The 14,889-nt window shown below is 69.0% G+C and carries 17 protein-coding genes; 11 read left to right on the top strand and 6 right to left on the bottom strand.

Annotated elements, in window-relative coordinates; genetic code table 11:
* Positions 1–500 precede the first annotated feature (500 nt).
* The 11 genes from ACWPN5_RS04425 to ACWPN5_RS04375 all read left to right on the top strand — a co-directional run bounded on the left by ACWPN5_RS04425 (position 501) and on the right by ACWPN5_RS04375 (position 10,606).
* Positions 501–1,238 (top strand): PhoH family protein, encoded by a 738-nt coding sequence (locus tag ACWPN5_RS04425; protein ID WP_145679661.1) that lies wholly within the window; start codon positions 501–503, stop codon positions 1,236–1,238.
* Between the two features lie 286 nt (positions 1,239–1,524).
* Positions 1,525–3,669, top strand: coding sequence for a bacteriohemerythrin (locus ACWPN5_RS04420; protein WP_492294458.1), 2,145 nt, complete (start codon positions 1,525–1,527; stop codon positions 3,667–3,669).
* 27 nt (positions 3,670–3,696) lie between these two features.
* Complete coding sequence (locus ACWPN5_RS04415; RefSeq protein ID WP_492294456.1) at positions 3,697–3,942, top strand: hypothetical protein; 246 nt, start codon at positions 3,697–3,699, stop codon at positions 3,940–3,942.
* A 112-nt stretch (positions 3,943–4,054) separates the two neighbouring features.
* Positions 4,055–4,618 carry an SCO family protein gene (locus ACWPN5_RS04410; protein ID WP_492294454.1) on the top strand — a complete coding sequence of 188 codons (564 nt, stop codon included), beginning with the start codon at positions 4,055–4,057 and terminating at the stop codon, positions 4,616–4,618.
* Between the two features lie 176 nt (positions 4,619–4,794).
* The gene (locus ACWPN5_RS04405; RefSeq protein WP_014239729.1) at positions 4,795–5,157 is read left to right on the top strand and encodes an AtpZ/AtpI family protein; all 363 of its coding nucleotides are present in this window, start codon (positions 4,795–4,797) and stop codon (positions 5,155–5,157) included.
* A gap of 12 nt (positions 5,158–5,169) precedes the next feature.
* The gene (locus ACWPN5_RS04400; protein WP_492296351.1) at positions 5,170–5,913 is read left to right on the top strand and encodes a F0F1 ATP synthase subunit A; all 744 of its coding nucleotides are present in this window, start codon (positions 5,170–5,172) and stop codon (positions 5,911–5,913) included.
* A gap of 73 nt (positions 5,914–5,986) precedes the next feature.
* Positions 5,987–6,211 carry an ATP synthase subunit C family protein gene (locus ACWPN5_RS04395; protein ID WP_014239727.1) on the top strand — a complete coding sequence of 75 codons (225 nt, stop codon included), beginning with the start codon at positions 5,987–5,989 and terminating at the stop codon, positions 6,209–6,211.
* Positions 6,212–6,298: 87 nt separating this feature from the next.
* Complete coding sequence (locus ACWPN5_RS04390; RefSeq protein WP_492294452.1) at positions 6,299–6,949, top strand: F0F1 ATP synthase subunit B family protein; 651 nt, start codon at positions 6,299–6,301, stop codon at positions 6,947–6,949.
* Positions 6,946–7,425 (top strand): F0F1 ATP synthase subunit B family protein, encoded by a 480-nt coding sequence (locus ACWPN5_RS04385; protein ID WP_038529084.1) that lies wholly within the window; start codon positions 6,946–6,948, stop codon positions 7,423–7,425. The genes ACWPN5_RS04390 and ACWPN5_RS04385 overlap by 4 nt, the downstream gene beginning before the upstream one ends.
* Before the next feature lie 97 nt (positions 7,426–7,522).
* Positions 7,523–8,326: a DODA-type extradiol aromatic ring-opening family dioxygenase gene (locus ACWPN5_RS04380; protein WP_492294450.1), complete on the top strand. Its 804-nt coding sequence runs from the start codon at positions 7,523–7,525 to the stop codon at positions 8,324–8,326.
* Between the two features lie 192 nt (positions 8,327–8,518).
* Positions 8,519–10,606, top strand: a complete 2,088-nt coding sequence (locus tag ACWPN5_RS04375) for a sensor histidine kinase (protein WP_492294448.1) — start codon at positions 8,519–8,521, stop codon at positions 10,604–10,606.
* A 26-nt stretch (positions 10,607–10,632) separates the two neighbouring features.
* Here ACWPN5_RS04375 and ACWPN5_RS04370 read toward each other — a convergent pair whose 3' ends face one another.
* The 6 genes from ACWPN5_RS04370 to fdh3B all read right to left on the bottom strand — a co-directional run bounded on the left by ACWPN5_RS04370 (position 10,633) and on the right by fdh3B (position 14,883).
* Complete coding sequence (locus ACWPN5_RS04370) at positions 10,633–11,331, bottom strand: class II aldolase/adducin family protein (protein WP_492294446.1); 699 nt, start codon at positions 11,329–11,331, stop codon at positions 10,633–10,635.
* A 150-nt stretch (positions 11,332–11,481) separates the two neighbouring features.
* The gene (locus tag ACWPN5_RS04365; RefSeq protein ID WP_492294445.1) at positions 11,482–12,486 is read right to left on the bottom strand and encodes a WD40 repeat domain-containing protein; all 1,005 of its coding nucleotides are present in this window, start codon (positions 12,484–12,486) and stop codon (positions 11,482–11,484) included.
* Between the two features lie 100 nt (positions 12,487–12,586).
* On the bottom strand, positions 12,587–12,976 hold the full coding sequence (locus ACWPN5_RS04360; protein WP_492294443.1) for a hypothetical protein: 390 nt from the start codon (positions 12,974–12,976) through the stop codon (positions 12,587–12,589).
* 11 nt (positions 12,977–12,987) lie between these two features.
* The gene (locus ACWPN5_RS04355) at positions 12,988–14,049 is read right to left on the bottom strand and encodes a formate dehydrogenase subunit gamma (protein ID WP_492294441.1); all 1,062 of its coding nucleotides are present in this window, start codon (positions 14,047–14,049) and stop codon (positions 12,988–12,990) included.
* Between the two features lie 46 nt (positions 14,050–14,095).
* Positions 14,096–14,290 carry a hypothetical protein gene (locus ACWPN5_RS04350; RefSeq protein ID WP_109068631.1) on the bottom strand — a complete coding sequence of 65 codons (195 nt, stop codon included), beginning with the start codon at positions 14,288–14,290 and terminating at the stop codon, positions 14,096–14,098.
* Complete coding sequence (fdh3B, locus tag ACWPN5_RS04345; protein ID WP_014239715.1) at positions 14,287–14,883, bottom strand: formate dehydrogenase FDH3 subunit beta; 597 nt, start codon at positions 14,881–14,883, stop codon at positions 14,287–14,289. Before fdh3B ends, ACWPN5_RS04350 begins: the two co-directional genes overlap by 4 nt.
* Between the last annotated feature and the right edge of the window lie 6 nt (positions 14,884–14,889).

Here is a 14,889-nt window from a genome sequence, read left to right as displayed (position 1 = left end):
TAATGGAACTCGATTCGCCGGGCAAAGGGTTTTGCGGAACTATGCCCTTTTCGCGCTGCGGCATCTTTCCCTCGCCGCGACACCCGCAGAGATGGTTTGCGATCGACCGGCACATCCCTTCGTCGCGGCCGCTCCGGGTTCCCTCGGCCTCTGGCGGTAGCCCGTCGCCGCCCCGCCGCTCTCTGAGGCTCATCCACAACATCTTGTGTGAATCTTTTGCGATGCCCGCAATTTCGACTGACCTTCGCCGCCGCGCGACCTATGTTTGTGATGTGAGGTTCCTATTCAGACGAAGAGGTCCGCTTGCATCCTGCTTCGTTCCCGAGTGTCCGATTGTCGCCGGCACCCCATGACGGGCGCAGCCGACGGGACGCACGCCTCGCACCGGCAAGCCAGACTCCGGCCACCTTGCTGCACAGCAGCATCGACGACCTCCCGCTCGCGGGAGGTTTTTTTGTGCCCGGAGCCGCCGCCCACCAACGTGACGTTAGGAGAGCGATATGGCCAAACGCCAGACCAAAGGCAGCGCCGTTTCAGCGTCCGAGTCGACGGTCCACCCACTGTTCCCCGCCGCCGGCTGGGACCCCGTGGGCGGCGACGACCGCCGCGACCAGAGCTATCTCCGCAAGGTCAAGCCCCAGAGCCCCAACCAGAAGAGGCTGATGGAGGCGATCAAGGACCATAACCTCGTTGTGGCGCTCGGCCCCGCCGGCACCGGCAAGACCTATCTGGCGATCTCCTCCGCGGTGGAGGCGCTGGAGGAGGGCAAGGTCGACCGCATCGTGCTCTCCCGCCCGGCCATCGAGGCGGGCGAGAGCATCGGCTATCTGCCGGGCGACATGCACGAGAAGATGGCTCCCTTCCTGCGCCCGCTCTACGACGCGCTGAGCGAGCGGCTGGGCGCCAAGCGCCTGCGCGCGCTGATGGCCGACGGCACCATCGAGATCGCGCCGGTCGGCTTCATGCGCGGACGCACCCTGAACAACGCCTTCGTGGTGATCGACGAGGCGCAGAATTGCACCTACGCCCAGATCAAGATGCTGCTGACCCGGCTGGGCTGGCACTCCACCATGGTCCTGACCGGCGACCCCGACCAGACGGACCTTCTGGACAACCTGTCGGGTCTGGCCGACATCGCGCGCCGGCTGGAGGCGGTGGAGGGCATCGCCGTCGTCCGGCTGAGCGACACCGACATCGTCCGCCATCCCCTGGTCGCCAGCATGCTGACCGTGCTCTGAAGACGCCGGCAAACGAAGGCCCCCGATGCATCGCCATCGGTGTGCCGCGCACAACTGAGGGAGGCCTGCGGGCCTCCCTTTCCATTTTTGCGGCGCAGAATGCCTGTCTTTTCGAACGCTTGACGGGATGGCCGCGACCTTTTCTCACCCTGGGTTGATGCGTCTTGACGACGATCAGGACCCCGGAGCAAAAGTAACAAAAAATTTAGCAGAATTACCGGACGGTTTCCGCCCCGTCCGGACCCGGCGCGCGCGCCGAAACAAGAAAATTCCGGAGGATCGTCAGGTGTTCGAGCGCATCAGCATCAAGGGTAAGATCTCCGTCATCCTGGGCGTCGCGGCCGTCGGGCTCGCCCTGATCGCCGCCGTCAGCCTGTTCGGCCTGCGGGCCGAGATGATGAAGGACCGCCAGGACAAGACGCGCAGCGTGGTGGAGGTCGCCCACAGCCTCGTCGCCCATTACGAGGCGATGGAGCGCAAGGGCGCGCTGACCCGCGACGCCGCCCAGGCGGCGGCCAAGGACGCGCTGCGCCGGCTGCGCTACGCCGGCTCGGAGTATTTCTTTGTCATCGACCGTGCGCAGCGCATGATCATGCACCCGATCCGCCCGGAGATGGACGGGCAGGACCAGTCGCGCACCGCCGACCCGAACGGCAAGCTGCTGTTCGTCGAGATGACCCGCGTCGGCGTCGCGGCGGAGGGCGGCTTCGTCGACTATCTGTGGCCGAAACCCGGTCAGGCGGAGCCGGTGCCGAAGATCTCCTACGTGCGCGGGTTCGAACCCTGGGGCTGGCTGATCGGGTCCGGCATCTATGTGGACGACGTGGCCGCCGCCTTCCGCGAGGCCGCCCTGTTCCTCGGCGGGCTGGGGCTGCTGATCGCCCTGGCGGCGACGGGCATCGCCCTGCTGGTCAGCCGGGCCATCGTCCGCCCGCTGCACGCGATGACCGGGGTGATGCAGACGCTGGCCGGCGGCGACACCGCGGTGACGGTGTCCGGCACGCGGCGCGGCGACGAGATCGGCGTGATGGCCCGCACCCTGGAGGTCTTCCGCAACAACCAGATCGACCTGCGGCGCCATTGGGAGCGTCAGCAGGTGGAGCACCGGGTGACCGGGCAGCGCGCCCGCGCCCTGGAGCGGCTGACCGAGCGGTTCGACGCCACGGTTTCCGCCATGGTCGGGGCGGTCGGACTGGCGGTGCAGGCGCTGGAGAACACGGCGCGCTCGCTGTCCGACACCGCCGACCGCAACATGCGCGAGGCGGCGTCGGTCGCCGGGGCGTCGCAGCAGGCCTCGGTGAACGTGCAGACCGTCGCCGCCGCCGCCGAGGAGCTGAGCAGCGCCATCGCCGAGATCGGCACCCAGGTCGCCACCTCATCGCACATCTCCATGCAGGCGGTGACCGCCTCCCGCCAGGCGAGCGAGCGCATCGACGGGCTGGGCCACGCCGCGCAGAAGATCAACGAGGTCGCCGACCTCATCACCAGCATCGCCAGCCAGACCAACCTGCTGGCGCTGAACGCCACCATCGAAGCCGCGCGGGCCGGCGAGATGGGCAAGGGCTTCGCCGTGGTGGCGGGCGAGGTGAAGAACCTCGCCGGCCAGACCGCCAAGGCGACCGAGGAGATCGCCGCCCAGATCAGCGAGGTCCAGCACGCCTCGCAGGGCGCCGTCACCGCCATCCGCGAGATCGCCGGGATCATCGCCCGCAGCGACGAGATCGGCACCTCCATCGCCGCCGCGGTCCAGCAGCAGGGCGCGGCGACCGGCGAGATCGCCCGCAGCGCGGGAGAGGCGGCGCAGGGCACGCGGCAGGTCTCCACCAGCATCGACGAGGTCTCGGTCTCCGCGCTGGAAACGGAGAAAGCGGCCAACGGCCTGCTCGACGCCGCCGAGAGCCTGGCGCAGCAGGCCGGTGCCCTGCGCGCCCTGGTGGACGCCTTCCTGGTCAATGTGGAGGCGATCAACAGCGCGGAGTTGGCCACCCTCTTCGCCCCCGCCGGCGAGGAGGTCTTCATGCCCTGGAACGACACGCTGGCCGTCGGGCAGGAGGACATCGACAACGACCACATGATCCTGGTGGCGCTGATCAACCGGGCGGCCCGGCGCATCCGGGGTGGCGAAGTGCCGCAGGCCATCGGCTCGGCCATCGACCAGCTCGTCGCCTACACCGTCCTGCATTTCGAGGAGGAGGAGCGGGTGATGCAGCGGTCGGGCTATCCCGACTTCGTTCAGCACAAGGCGCAGCACGACGCCCTGCGCAAGCGCGTGGCCGAGCTGAAGCAGCGCTTCGAGGCCGGGGAGCCGCGGGTCGGCGACGACCTGCTGGCCCTCTTCCGCGACTGGCTGACCGGCCACATCCAGCGCTTCGACAAGCGGATCGGACATCATCTGGCCCACCCGGGCGAACCGGCGCGCAAGGCGGCGTGAGCAACCGGACACGAGGCCGCAGTCCCGATGGACATGATCATCGATGCTCTTCTCGAGGGAGTCGCCTGGCTGATGGCCAAGGGCACGGTCGACTTCGCCGTCTGGAAACCCCGCCTGGCCTGGCTGCTCCTCGCTTTGCTGCCGGGCGGCATCGCTGCCGCCGCGGTCTATGCCGCCACCGGCACCTTGACCGTGACCACCCTAGCGCTGATCGCGCTGGCGGCGGCCCCCGCGGCGCTGGCGCTGCGCTGGGCCGCGCGGCGCCTCTGGTGAGCGCGCGGCGCTCGCTCCTTGGGCAGATTGTCCTCTTGACCTGAACCGTGCGCCGCCCCATTCCAGTCGGTCATGAAAGCCCGAACTCATCCGCATCGCCGCCGCCTCCGTCGTGGGGCTCGTGATCGCCGCCGGCATCGCCTGGTGGCAGGTCGACAACGCCTCCAGCACGGTGCAGAGCAGCGTGCCCATCGGCGGCCCCTTCACCCTGACCGACCAGGACGGCAAGACGGTCACCGACGCCGACTATCGCGGCAAATATCTGCTGATCTATTTCGGCTACACCTACTGCCCCGACGTCTGCCCGACGGAGCTGGGCACGATGGCCCGCGCCATGGACCTGCTGGGCGTGCAGGCGGACAAGGTGCAGCCGATGTTCATCTCGGTCGACCCGGAGCGCGACACGGTGGCGCATCTGAAGGACTATGTCGGCCTGTTCCACCCCAATCTGGTCGGGCTGACCGGCACGCCGGAGCAGGTGAAGGCGGCGGCCAAGGCCTACCGGGTCTATTACGCCAAGGCGCCTCAGGAAGGCGGAAAGCCGGAGGATTACTTGATGGATCACTCCAGTTTTCTTTACCTGATGGGCCCCGACGGACGCTTCCTCGGGGTGTATCCGGCCGGCACCACCGCCGACCGCGTGGCCCAGGATCTGGGCACCCGCATTGCCGGCTGACGGAAAACATGAGCGGAGCCGCGCCCTTTGACCCGGTAATACCAAGGTTTCGGCGCGGTTTTGTTGGGTTTTCAAGCACTTGTATTAAGGGTTTTGCGACTTGACAGGGTTGTGCCCTGTCCGTATGGTCTCGCCGCTTTCGCGTGGCTGCGAGACAACGGGGACAACGAAGCGACATGAGCGACGAAAAGCCCCCGCCGTCTCTGGCAGAGCTTGACGCCCGACTGAAGAAGGCGCGTGAAGGGAAGGAATCGCAGAGCGGTCCGGGGAAATATCACCGGCTGCCGCAAAGTCCTCTCGGCATCGCCTTTCGAATCGGAACCGAGCTGGTCGCAGCCATGATCGTTGGCGTCGGTGGCGGGCTTCTGCTCGACCGCTGGCTCGGAACGGCGCCCTGGGGATTGATCGTCATGTTCTTCCTCGGCGCGGCGGCCGGAATTCTGAATGTCTACCGGGCCATCACCGGGCTCGGATTAGCCCCCGGCTACCGCCGGGCCCGTGAGGATGACAACGAGCGCCCCAACGGCGACGCACACTGAGTGAGGACGACCTTGGATCCGCTGCACCAGTTCCAGATCAACCCGATCCTCCAGATCGTGATCGCCGGGTATGACGTGTCCTTCACGAACTCGGCTTTCTTCATGGTCGTGGCGGTCGCGCTGATCTACGCGCTGCTCGTCTTCGGCATGTCTGGCCGCGCCCTGGTTCCGGGCCGCCTGCAGTCGCTGGCCGAGATCTTCTACGAATTCGTCGCGAACATGGTTCGGGACAACGCCGGGCATGACGCCCGCCCCTACTTCCCGTTCGTCTTCGCGATCTTCATGTTCGTGCTGTTCGGCAACCTCGTCGGCATGATCCCGTTCACCTTCACCTTCACCAGCCACATCATCGTGACCTTCACGCTGGCGGCGACGGTGTTCGTGTTCGTGACCGTCCTGGCCCTGATGAAGCACGGCCTGCATTTCTTCAGCTTCTTCATGCCGCACGGCGCGCCGCTGGCGCTCGCCCCGATCCTGATCCCGATCGAGGTGATCTCCTACCTGATGCGCCCCGTCAGCCTGTCGATCCGACTGTTCGCCAACATGATGGCCGGTCACACCATGCTGAAGGTGTTCGCGGGTTTCACGGTTATGATGATCAGCGGCCTGGGCGCCGTCGGCTTCCTCGCCGGCCTCGTCCCGCTGGCCCTCAACATCGCGCTGACCGGCTTCGAGTTCCTGGTCGCGTTCCTGCAAGCCTACGTCTTCTCGATCCTGACCTGCCTCTACATCCGCGACGCGCTGGAACTGCACTGAGCACCAGCGCCAACCCGGATCACCTCGTTACCTTTTCCACCACAGTTCACCCTTACCTAGAGGAATGAGTACCATGGAAGCTGAAGCCGCCAAGTACGTCGGTGCCGGTCTGGCCGTTATCGCCCTCGCCGGCGTCGGCCTGGGTATCGGCAACATCTTCTCGACCCTGATCGGTTCGATCGCCCGCAACCCGGCCGTCCAGCCGAAGGTCTTCCCGATCGGCATTCTGGGCTTCGCGCTGACGGAAGCCGTCGCGCTGTTCGCCCTGCTGATCGCCTTCCTGATCCTGTTCGCCTAAGGCCGGAGCGAACTTTCAATTTCGCTCTGACGCGGCGCCGGGCTCTCGAAGTTTCGGCGCCGCATTCTTGCCTAGGGGGACCGATCCATGCCGAACCTGTTGGCCAAGCGACGGCTGGTCCGCTGGTCGGGTGCTGCGGGCGCCTCGCTCGCCACTCTGACCGTGCTTGCCGGTAACGTCCTGGCGGCGGCGGCGGAGCACGCGCCGGAAGCCGCCCATGGCGGCGAGCACGCCGCCGGCGGCCTGCCGCAGCTCAATCCCGCCACCTTCCCCACCCAGATCTTCTGGCTGGCGCTGACCTTCATCACCCTCTACTACCTCCTGTCCAAGAAAGCGCTGCCGCGCGTGGCCGAGGTTCTGGAGGAGCGCCAGGAGCGCATTTCGCGCGACCTGAGCAAGGCCGCTTCGCTCAAGGAAGAGGCCGAGGCCGCCATGGCCCAGGTCGATCAGTCCCTCGCCGGGGCCCGTTCCGAAGCCCAGGCCCTGATCGCCCAGGTGGCCGCCGAGATCGACGCGAACAACCACGCCCGTCAGGCCCAGTTGAACGCCGAGAACGCCGAGCGTCTGCGCAGCGCCGAGGCGAACATCGCCACGGCCAAGGAGCAGGCGATCGCCAACGTCCGCGCCATCTCCGCCGACATCGCCCGCGACGTCGCCGGCCGTCTGGCCGGGCTGAACGTCGACGCGGCCCAGGCCGATGCGGCGGTCGCCGCCGTGATCGAGGAGCGCCGGTCATGAACACGCCTGAAATGTGGGTCGCCATCGCCTTCATCATCTTCGCCGCCCTGGTGTGGAAGAAGGCGTCCGGCGCGATCACCGGCCTTCTCGACGCCCGCGCCGAGAAGATCCGTGCGGAGCTGGACGAGGCCCAGCGCCTGCGTGAAGACGCCCAGGCGCTGCTCGCCAACTACCAGCGCCGTCAGCGCGACGCGCTGAAGGAGGCCGAGGCCATCATCGCCCACGCCCGCGAGGAGGCCGACCGTCTCCGCTCGCAGGCCGGCGCCGATCTCGAAGCGTCGCTGAAGCGCCGCGAGGCTCAGGCCATGGACCGCATCGCCCAGGCGGAAGCCGGGGCGCTGGCCGAGGTCCGCAACCTGACCGTCGACATCGCCATGGACGCCAGCCGCCGCATCCTGGAAACCGGCATCCAGCCGGCCCAGGCGGACAAGCTGATCGAACAGTCGATCGCCGAGCTGCCGAAGCACCTGCACTGAGATCGTTGCCCCACCGGCAACAGTCTTTCGAAAAACCCCGGCCTAGGCGCCGGGGTTTTTCTTTGGTCGAATGGTCCGGCAACCCGGAGCCCCTTTCATGACCACGACCCAGCCGGCCACCGCCCTGCCCTCGTCCGCCTTCCCCAGCGTCTTCGTCTCGCACGGCGCCCCCACCCTGATCATCGAGGATTCGCCGGGCCGCCATTTCCTGGCCGGTCTGGGCAAGCGGCTGGGCCGCCCGAGCGCGGTGATCGCGGTGTCGGCGCACTGGACGACCCGCAGCCCGGCGATCAGCGGCGCCACGCAGCCGGACACCATCCACGATTTCTACGGCTTCCCCCGCGCCCTCTACGCGATGCGCTACGCGCCCCCCGGCGCCCCGGCGCTGGCCGACCGCGTGCGGGCGCTGACCGGCGCCACCGTGGACCCGAGCCAGGGGCTCGACCACGGCGCCTGGGTCCCGATGATGCTGATGTATCCGGAGGCCGACATCCCGGTCGCCCAGTTCTCCGTCCAGCCCGGCGCCACTGCGGCCGACCACATCGCGCTCGGCCGCGCCCTGGCGCCCCTGCGGAAAGAGGGCGTTCTGATTCTCGGCAGCGGCGGCGCCGTCCACAATCTCGGCGACTTCCGCTTCGGCCAGAGTGACGTGGCCGATTGGGCGGAGGAGTTCGCCGGCTGGCTCGACGGGGTGCTGACGGCGGGCGACGAGGCGTCGCTGGCCGGCTGGAAGACGCTCTGCCCGCAGGCCAAGGCGGCGCATCCCACCGACGAGCATTTCCTGCCGCTGCCCGTGGCCTTCGGGGCCGCCGGGGACGCGGTGCGAACGGAGCGGCTTCACACCGGGTTCGAGCATGGCAGCATCGGCATGCAAGCCTACGCCTTCCACGGCGCGGCCTGACGCCCTGCGGGAGATGTTTAAAGGGGGCTGAACCTTACGCACTTGTCTGTTTGCGCCGCTGCCGCGCCAAGCTACAATCCGCGCCATCCGTCCGTGCACACGGAGGGGTTTCTGACAACGCCGGGCTTTTCCCGCCCGCAACCTTCGGCCGGATCTCGTGGCTTACCAACGACAGCGCGTACGGGACGTGGCGTGACGCGGAACGGAACCCTGCCCCGGTCCGGCGACGCCCCCTCCTCCCCCGGTGCCCCGGCCCGCCTCGCGCGCTCCCACCCGGGGCTCGGCCTCCTGCGCCGCCTGGACGAGCTGACGCTCGCCGCGCGCGTCGGGCTGGGCTTCGGCGTGGTCCTGGCCCTGGTCCTTCTGCTGGCGCTGATCGGTGTGGCCTCGCTCTACGGAGTCAGCCGCGAGGTCGGCACCTTCTCCGGCTACGCCGACGCCTCCCAGACCGCCGCCGACCTGGACATCGGCCTGCGCGACCTGGAGGTCTCGGTCCGCGACCATCTGGCCGAGGGCGAGCAGCAGAGCCTGCTCGACGCCGGGCTGCGCCGCGACGGCCTGCTGGAACGGTTGAGCGCCTTGGCCGGGATGGCGCAGGACGCTGCCGACCGCCGTTCGGTGGAGGGCGCGCGCGCGGCGTTGGACGCCTATTGGAGCGGTTTCGAGGCGCTGGTCGCCCTGCGCGGCGAGCGCGCCCGCCTGACCGAGTCGGTGCTGGAGCCGCAGATTTCCCAGATCCGCGCCGGGCTGGGCCGGCTGAAGGACGCGGGCGGCGTCGATTCGGCGGCGCTGGCCGGCGACGCGACCGTCGCCATCCTGATGATGCAGGACCATCTCGGCCGTTACGTCGCGCGGCGCGACGACCGCGACTCGCTGCGCATGCGCGCCGAGCTGGGCAACGCCCGCGCCAAGCTGGCGGAGATGAACCGCTACCTCTGGGTCCCCGGCACCCGCCAGACCATCGACGAGGTGGAGGCGGCGCTGGCCGGCATCGACGGGGTGCTGGACAGCATCGAGGCCTCCCTGGCCGACGAGGACAGGCTGCGCGCCGAGCGGTTGACGCCCAACGCCGCCGCCGTCGCCGCCCACGCGGCGGAGATCCGCCAGCGCAACGATGCCGTCGCGGCGGAACTGCGCGGCGGTCTGGCCGACCAGTCCTGGCGCACGCTGCGCATTGCTCTGTGGGCGGCGTTGGCCGTCACGCTGGCCGGTCTGGCGATGGTCTGGTTCGTCAACCGCCGGGTCGCCCGTCCGGTCGCCGGCATGGCCGCCGCGATGACCTCGCTCGCCGCCGGGCGGACCGACGTCGCCCTGCCACTGGACGACGGGGCCGACGAGGTGGCCGCCATGGCCCGCGCCGTCCGCATCCTGCGCGACAACACGGCAGAGATGGAGCGTCAGCGCCAGGAAGCCGCCGACCGGCACGGCCAGCTGCTGCGCGACAAGGAGCGCGCCGACGCCGCCAACGAGGCGAAGACCCATTTTCTGGTCAACATCGGTCAGGAGCTTCACGCCCCGCTCAACGCGATCGTCGCCTCCAGCCAGTCCCTGATGGGCGAGCTGCACCGGCTGGGCGCCGGGGAACTGGCGACCGATATTGAGCAGATCCAGTGGACCGGCGAGCAGATGCTCACCCTGGTCGACGCGATTCTCGATTACGCCCGCATCGAGGCCGGCAACATGGACGTCGTGCTTCAGGATTTCGACGTGCACCGGCTGCTGATCGAGGCGCGGGAGCGCACGCTGCCCGCCGCCGACCTCAACGGCAACGAGGTGACGCTCCAGGCCGAGGTTGCGGCGCTCGGCCAGATGTATTCGGATTTCGGCAAGGTCCGGCAGACGCTCCTCAACCTGCTGGACAACGCCTGCAAATTCACCCAGGGCGGCGCCGTCCGGCTGGCCGCCGAGCGGGTCGAGCGTGACGGCGAGCCCTGGCTGCGCTTCACCGTGAGCGACAGCGGCAGCGGCTTCGCCACCAGCCAGACCGCCCGGCTGTTCCAGCCCTTCGTGCAAGGTGGAGCGGGCCAGGGCGGCAGCGGCGCCAAGCGGCGCGGCGCCGGGCTCGGCCTGACGCTGGTCGGCCATTACGCCGCCATGCTCGGCGGCGACATCGAGGTGGCGAGCGAGCCCGGTCAGGGCACCCGCGTCACGGTGGCGCTGCCCGCCTACTACCAGCCCCCGGCGGAGGACCGCCCGCTCCAGGTCGGCACCGCCGGGGCGGCCAAGCGCCCGCTGGTCACCGTCGCCCCCTTGCGCCCCGTCGCCCAGCTGGCCTCCTGACGCCGGGAGCCGTCAGCCGTCAGCCGTCAGGCCTCGCGCGGGCGGGCGGTGTCCTCCAGCGCTGCACCCTCGTCGGGCGGCAGGCCATACTTCATGCGGCGCATCTTCTCGGCGACGCGCGCGATCTCCTCGGGCGGTAGTATGACCGGCTCGCCCAGCAGGTGGGCGTGGAGATACTGGCGGGCCAGAGTCTCCACCTCCACCGCCAGCGCCAGCGCGCCTTTCACCGTCTTTCCCAGCACGATTATGCCGTGGTTGGCCAGCAGGCAGGCCAGCCGCCCCTCCAGCGCCGCGACGGCGTGGTCGGACAGCTCCTGCGTCCCGAAGGTGGCGTAGGGCGCGCAGCGGATCGAATCGCCGCCGGCCAGAGCCACCATGTAATGGAAGCTGGGGATGCCCCGGCCATGGACGGCCAACGCCGTCGCGAAGGTCGAATGGGCGTGCAGCACCACATCGACGTCGGGCCGCGCCTTCAGGATGTCGCGGTGGAAGCGCCATTCCGACGAGGGCCGCCGCCGGCCCACATAGGTCCCGTCGAAGCCCATCTCCACGATGTCCTCTGGCGCCGTCTCGTCGTAGGGCAGGCTGCTGGGCGTGATCAGGAAGCCGCCCTCCACCCGCACCGACAGGTTGCCCGAGGCTCCCTGGTTGACGCCCGCCCCGTTCATGGCAAGGCAGGTCTCGATGATGGCGCGGCGCGGCGCCGGGTGGGACAGGCTGGTCATGGGCGGTGGTCTCGATTCCGGAACGACGGAGTGCCGAACGGGCCATGGGTGAACGGTGCCTGTCAAGGACGCTCGGTGGGGGAACTGAGGCATGTTCCAATTCCCCTCTCCCCTCCGGGGAGAGGGCTAATCATGCCATCCGAAAGAGGATCATGGGCGCTCGGCGTCGGCCTTGCTCACCAAGTCCCAATGGCGGACCACCGCATCGTAGCCGGCGGACAGGGCGCCCTGCCCGTCCGGGGTGAAGGCGACCGCCAGAACCGGCTTCTCATGGCCGCGGAAGGAAGCGAGCTGCCGCCCGGTGGCGGTGTCCCACAACCGGACGCGCCGGTCGCCTCCACCGCCGGACAGCAGGGTCCTGCCATCGGGCGAGACCGCGACGGAGGTGACGAAGCCGCTGTGCCCATAGAGCGTGCGCAGGAGGATGCCGGCCTCAAGGTCCCACAGCCGCACCGTCTCGTCGCTGGACGCCGTGGCCGCCAGCCGTCCGTCTGGGGACAGGGCCAGACCGTTCACGCTGCCCTCATGCCCTTCCAGAACCGCTTTCTCCTGATCGGTCGCGGCGTCCCAAACGCGGATCTGGAAGTCGTAGCCGGCGGAGACCAGCCGGCCGCCGTCCGGGGTGTAGGCCACGGCGTTCACATTGGCGCCATGCCCCTCCAGCACCCGCAGCGCGGCTCCGCTTTCCAGATCCCAGACGCGGATGACGAAGTCCCAGCCCGCGGAGGCGAAACTGCGGCCGTCCGGCGCTACCGCCAGATCGGCCACGGTGCCGGTGTGCCCCTCGAAGCGGCGCAGCGGCCGCCCGCTCTCCAGGTCCCAAAGGATGATGGCGGCGTCGCGGCTGCCGGTCAGGGCGCGCGTGCCGTCCGGCAGGAAGGCCACCGCGGTGACGCCGGCGGCGTGCTCGTGGAAGGAGGCGATCTGGGAACCGGAGGCGAGGTCCCAGAGGATGGCCGAATAATCCCAGCTCCCCGTCAGGACGCGGGTTCCGTCAGACGACACCGCGACGGCGTTGACCATGGCGCCATGGCCGATCAGGTCGGCAGCGCGGGACAGCAGAGGGGTGGCAAGGACGGGAGCGGCGGCGGCCAGCGCGAGCAGCCGGCGGCGGGTGCGGCACGGTGGATTCCCCGGATGACGCCCTCTCACCATGCCCAAACCGCCTCCCGAAAAGGAAAAGACCGGCGGCCTCGCAGCCACCGGTCAGGGGGTAACAGGTGTCAACGCGGGACGTTCTCGGCGCCCGGCAATCTCAGCGCCAGGTGTGCCCGCGGGCGACCGCGGGGTTGTTGGAGGTCCGGTTCGGCTCGTAGCTGCCGCCCTGGGGCAGGCTGTAGCCCGCCGCGTGGTGGCGGAAGGGCGGAAGCGCGAGGCCGGTCGCCGCGTCCACGGTCAGGGTGTTGACCATGAAGGCGGCATTGCCGGCGGTCCCCGGCATCATGGCGGCGACCTTGTAGACGGCGGTGCCGTCCTCCAGCGCCGCCTCGGTCACGCGCAGGACCTGCACGTTGTAGGTCTGCTCGACGATCCGCTTCACCTCGTCCGCCGGCTTGGCCGCCGGAGAGGTCTGGTCGGAGGGCTGGGCGGCGGCCGGAGCGGCGAGCGCCCCGGCCAGCAGCAGGCCGATCAGGAAGGAACGCATGGTTGGTGTCCTCACTCGGCGGGCGCGCGGTGGCGGCCGTGGTGCGAACGCGGAGTCTCTCCCGTCACCTCCTGAACCCACAGCGAATGGTGCTCGCGCGCCCACTGGAGTTCGACGTCGCCCGTGCCCATGGCGTCGAAGGCGCCTTCCATGCCGACCGAGCCGATGTAGATGTGCGCGATGATGACCGCGGTCAGCACCACCGCCACCGCGGCGTGGATCAGCTGATAGAGCTGCAGGTCGGCCAGCGAAGCGAAGGAGAAGGGCCACAGGAGCTGCACGCCCGTGAAGCCCAGCGCCGCGCCGCCCAGCACCGTCGCCCAGAAGATCACCTTCTGGCCGGCGTTGAACTTCTTCGCCGCCGGATGCACGCCCTTGCTGAACAGGCCGCCGGCCTTCAGCGCCCAGGTGATGTCGTTGCGCTCCGGGATGTTGTGCTTCACCCACATCACGAAGATGAGGAGGATGCCCAGCATGAAGGCGAAGCCCAGGTAGTTGTGGGCGAACTTGCCGTACTGGGTCATCGTGGCGAACGCCTCCGGCCCCAGCAGCGGCAGCACGGTGTAGCGCCCGTACAGCACGTTCAGCCCGGTGAAGGCCAGGATGACGAAGCTGCCGGCGGTCAGCCAGTGCACACCCCGCTCGAAGGCGTTGAAGCGCTGGATGGTCCGGCCGGTCTTCTGGCCGTCGATCCGGATGCGCCCACGCACCAGGAAGAAAAGGACGAGCAGCCCGATCATGCCGCCCAGCACCCAGCCACCGTAGGTGGACAGCGGGCCGTTGCGGACCGAACGCCACAGCTCCCCTTCCGACTGCACCAGCACGCCGGCGCTCTTGTTGGGGATGGAGACATAGCCCTGCTCGCCGGAGCGGATCCCCCGCCACATGTCGGTCTTGGAGGTGCCGTCGGCCGGCTGGCTGGCGACCGGCGGGAACGCCTCCGCCGCCGACGCGGCCGAGACGTTGGCCATGACCAGGGTCAGCGCCAGCATGACGACACCCAGAAGCACGATCTGGAACGGCGACCGGAGCCAGCCCCTGGCCGGCCCGCCCTTGGAATGATTCGACGTCATTGCGTCAGCCCTTCCCTTGAGAACAGCGCCCATCGGAAACGCCCTCTCAGAAACGCTGGCCGGCCGAGCGCTGCTGGAGCGCCTGGACCTGATCCGCGGACAGAGGACTGTCCGCGGCGCCGCGGTAGACGCCCTTCTCCAGATGGATCGGGCGCGCCTGCTCCTCCTCGTTGCACCCCGCCAGAAGCGGGGTGACGAGAAGGAGCGCCATCGCACAGACGGTGCGGCGGATCACGGTCACGACCCCGCCTTCATCTGATAGGCGGTGCCCCAGCCCCAGGCGCCGGACCCGAAGCCGCGGGCGACCACGCGCTCGCGGTAGATGTCCGACACCTTGTCGCCGTCGCCGGCGAGCAGGGCCTTGGTCGAGCACATCTCGGCACAGAGCGGCAGCTTGCCTTCGGCCAGACGGTTGCGGCCGTACTTCTTGTACTCCGCGTCCGTGTTGTCGGCCTCCGGGCCGCCGGCGCAGAAGGTGCACTTGTCCATCTTGCCGCGGGTGCCGAAGTTGCCGGCCTGCGGGTACTGCGGGGCGCCGAACGGGCAGGCGTAGAAGCAGTAGCCGCAGCCGATGCACAGGTCCTTGTTGTGCAGGACCACGCCCTGCTCGGTCTGGTAGAAGCAGTCGACCGGGCAGACCGCCTTGCAGGGCGCGTCGGAGCAATGCATGCAGGCGACCGAGATCGACCGCTCACCCGGCTTGCCGTCGTTGATGGTGACGACGCGGCGGCGGTTGATGCCCCAGGGCACCTCGTGCTCGTTCTTGCAGGCGGTGACGCAGGCGTTGCATTCGATGCAGCGGTCCGCGTCGCAGAGGAATTTCATGCGGGCCATGGTGAT

Source organism: Azospirillum sp. UENF 211521 (assembly GCF_058780535.1).
The sequence above is the reverse complement of the archived record's forward strand: the minus strand, read 5'-3'. Positions and strand labels throughout refer to the sequence as shown.

What these genes read in the sequence shown, in the direction of transcription:
- ACWPN5_RS04425 (WP_145679661.1), top strand. Translation starts at nt 501, where the DNA reads ATGGCCAAACGCCAGACCAAAGGCAGCGCCGTTTCAGCGTCCGAGTCG.
- ACWPN5_RS04415 (WP_492294456.1), top strand. Translation starts at nt 3,697, where the DNA reads ATGGACATGATCATCGATGCTCTTCTCGAGGGAGTCGCCTGGCTGATG.
- ACWPN5_RS04405 (WP_014239729.1), top strand. Translation starts at nt 4,795, where the DNA reads ATGAGCGACGAAAAGCCCCCGCCGTCTCTGGCAGAGCTTGACGCCCGA.
- ACWPN5_RS04395 (WP_014239727.1), top strand. Translation starts at nt 5,987, where the DNA reads ATGGAAGCTGAAGCCGCCAAGTACGTCGGTGCCGGTCTGGCCGTTATC.
- ACWPN5_RS04390 (WP_492294452.1), top strand. Translation starts at nt 6,299, where the DNA reads ATGCCGAACCTGTTGGCCAAGCGACGGCTGGTCCGCTGGTCGGGTGCT.
- ACWPN5_RS04385 (WP_038529084.1), top strand. Translation starts at nt 6,946, where the DNA reads ATGAACACGCCTGAAATGTGGGTCGCCATCGCCTTCATCATCTTCGCC.
- ACWPN5_RS04380 (WP_492294450.1), top strand. Translation starts at nt 7,523, where the DNA reads ATGACCACGACCCAGCCGGCCACCGCCCTGCCCTCGTCCGCCTTCCCC.
- ACWPN5_RS04370 (WP_492294446.1), bottom strand. Translation starts at nt 11,331, where the DNA reads ATGACCAGCCTGTCCCACCCGGCGCCGCGCCGCGCCATCATCGAGACC.
- ACWPN5_RS04365 (WP_492294445.1), bottom strand. Translation starts at nt 12,486, where the DNA reads ATGGTGAGAGGGCGTCATCCGGGGAATCCACCGTGCCGCACCCGCCGC.
- ACWPN5_RS04360 (WP_492294443.1), bottom strand. Translation starts at nt 12,976, where the DNA reads ATGCGTTCCTTCCTGATCGGCCTGCTGCTGGCCGGGGCGCTCGCCGCT.
- ACWPN5_RS04355 (WP_492294441.1), bottom strand. Translation starts at nt 14,049, where the DNA reads ATGACGTCGAATCATTCCAAGGGCGGGCCGGCCAGGGGCTGGCTCCGG.
- fdh3B (WP_014239715.1), bottom strand. Translation starts at nt 14,883, where the DNA reads ATGGCCCGCATGAAATTCCTCTGCGACGCGGACCGCTGCATCGAATGC.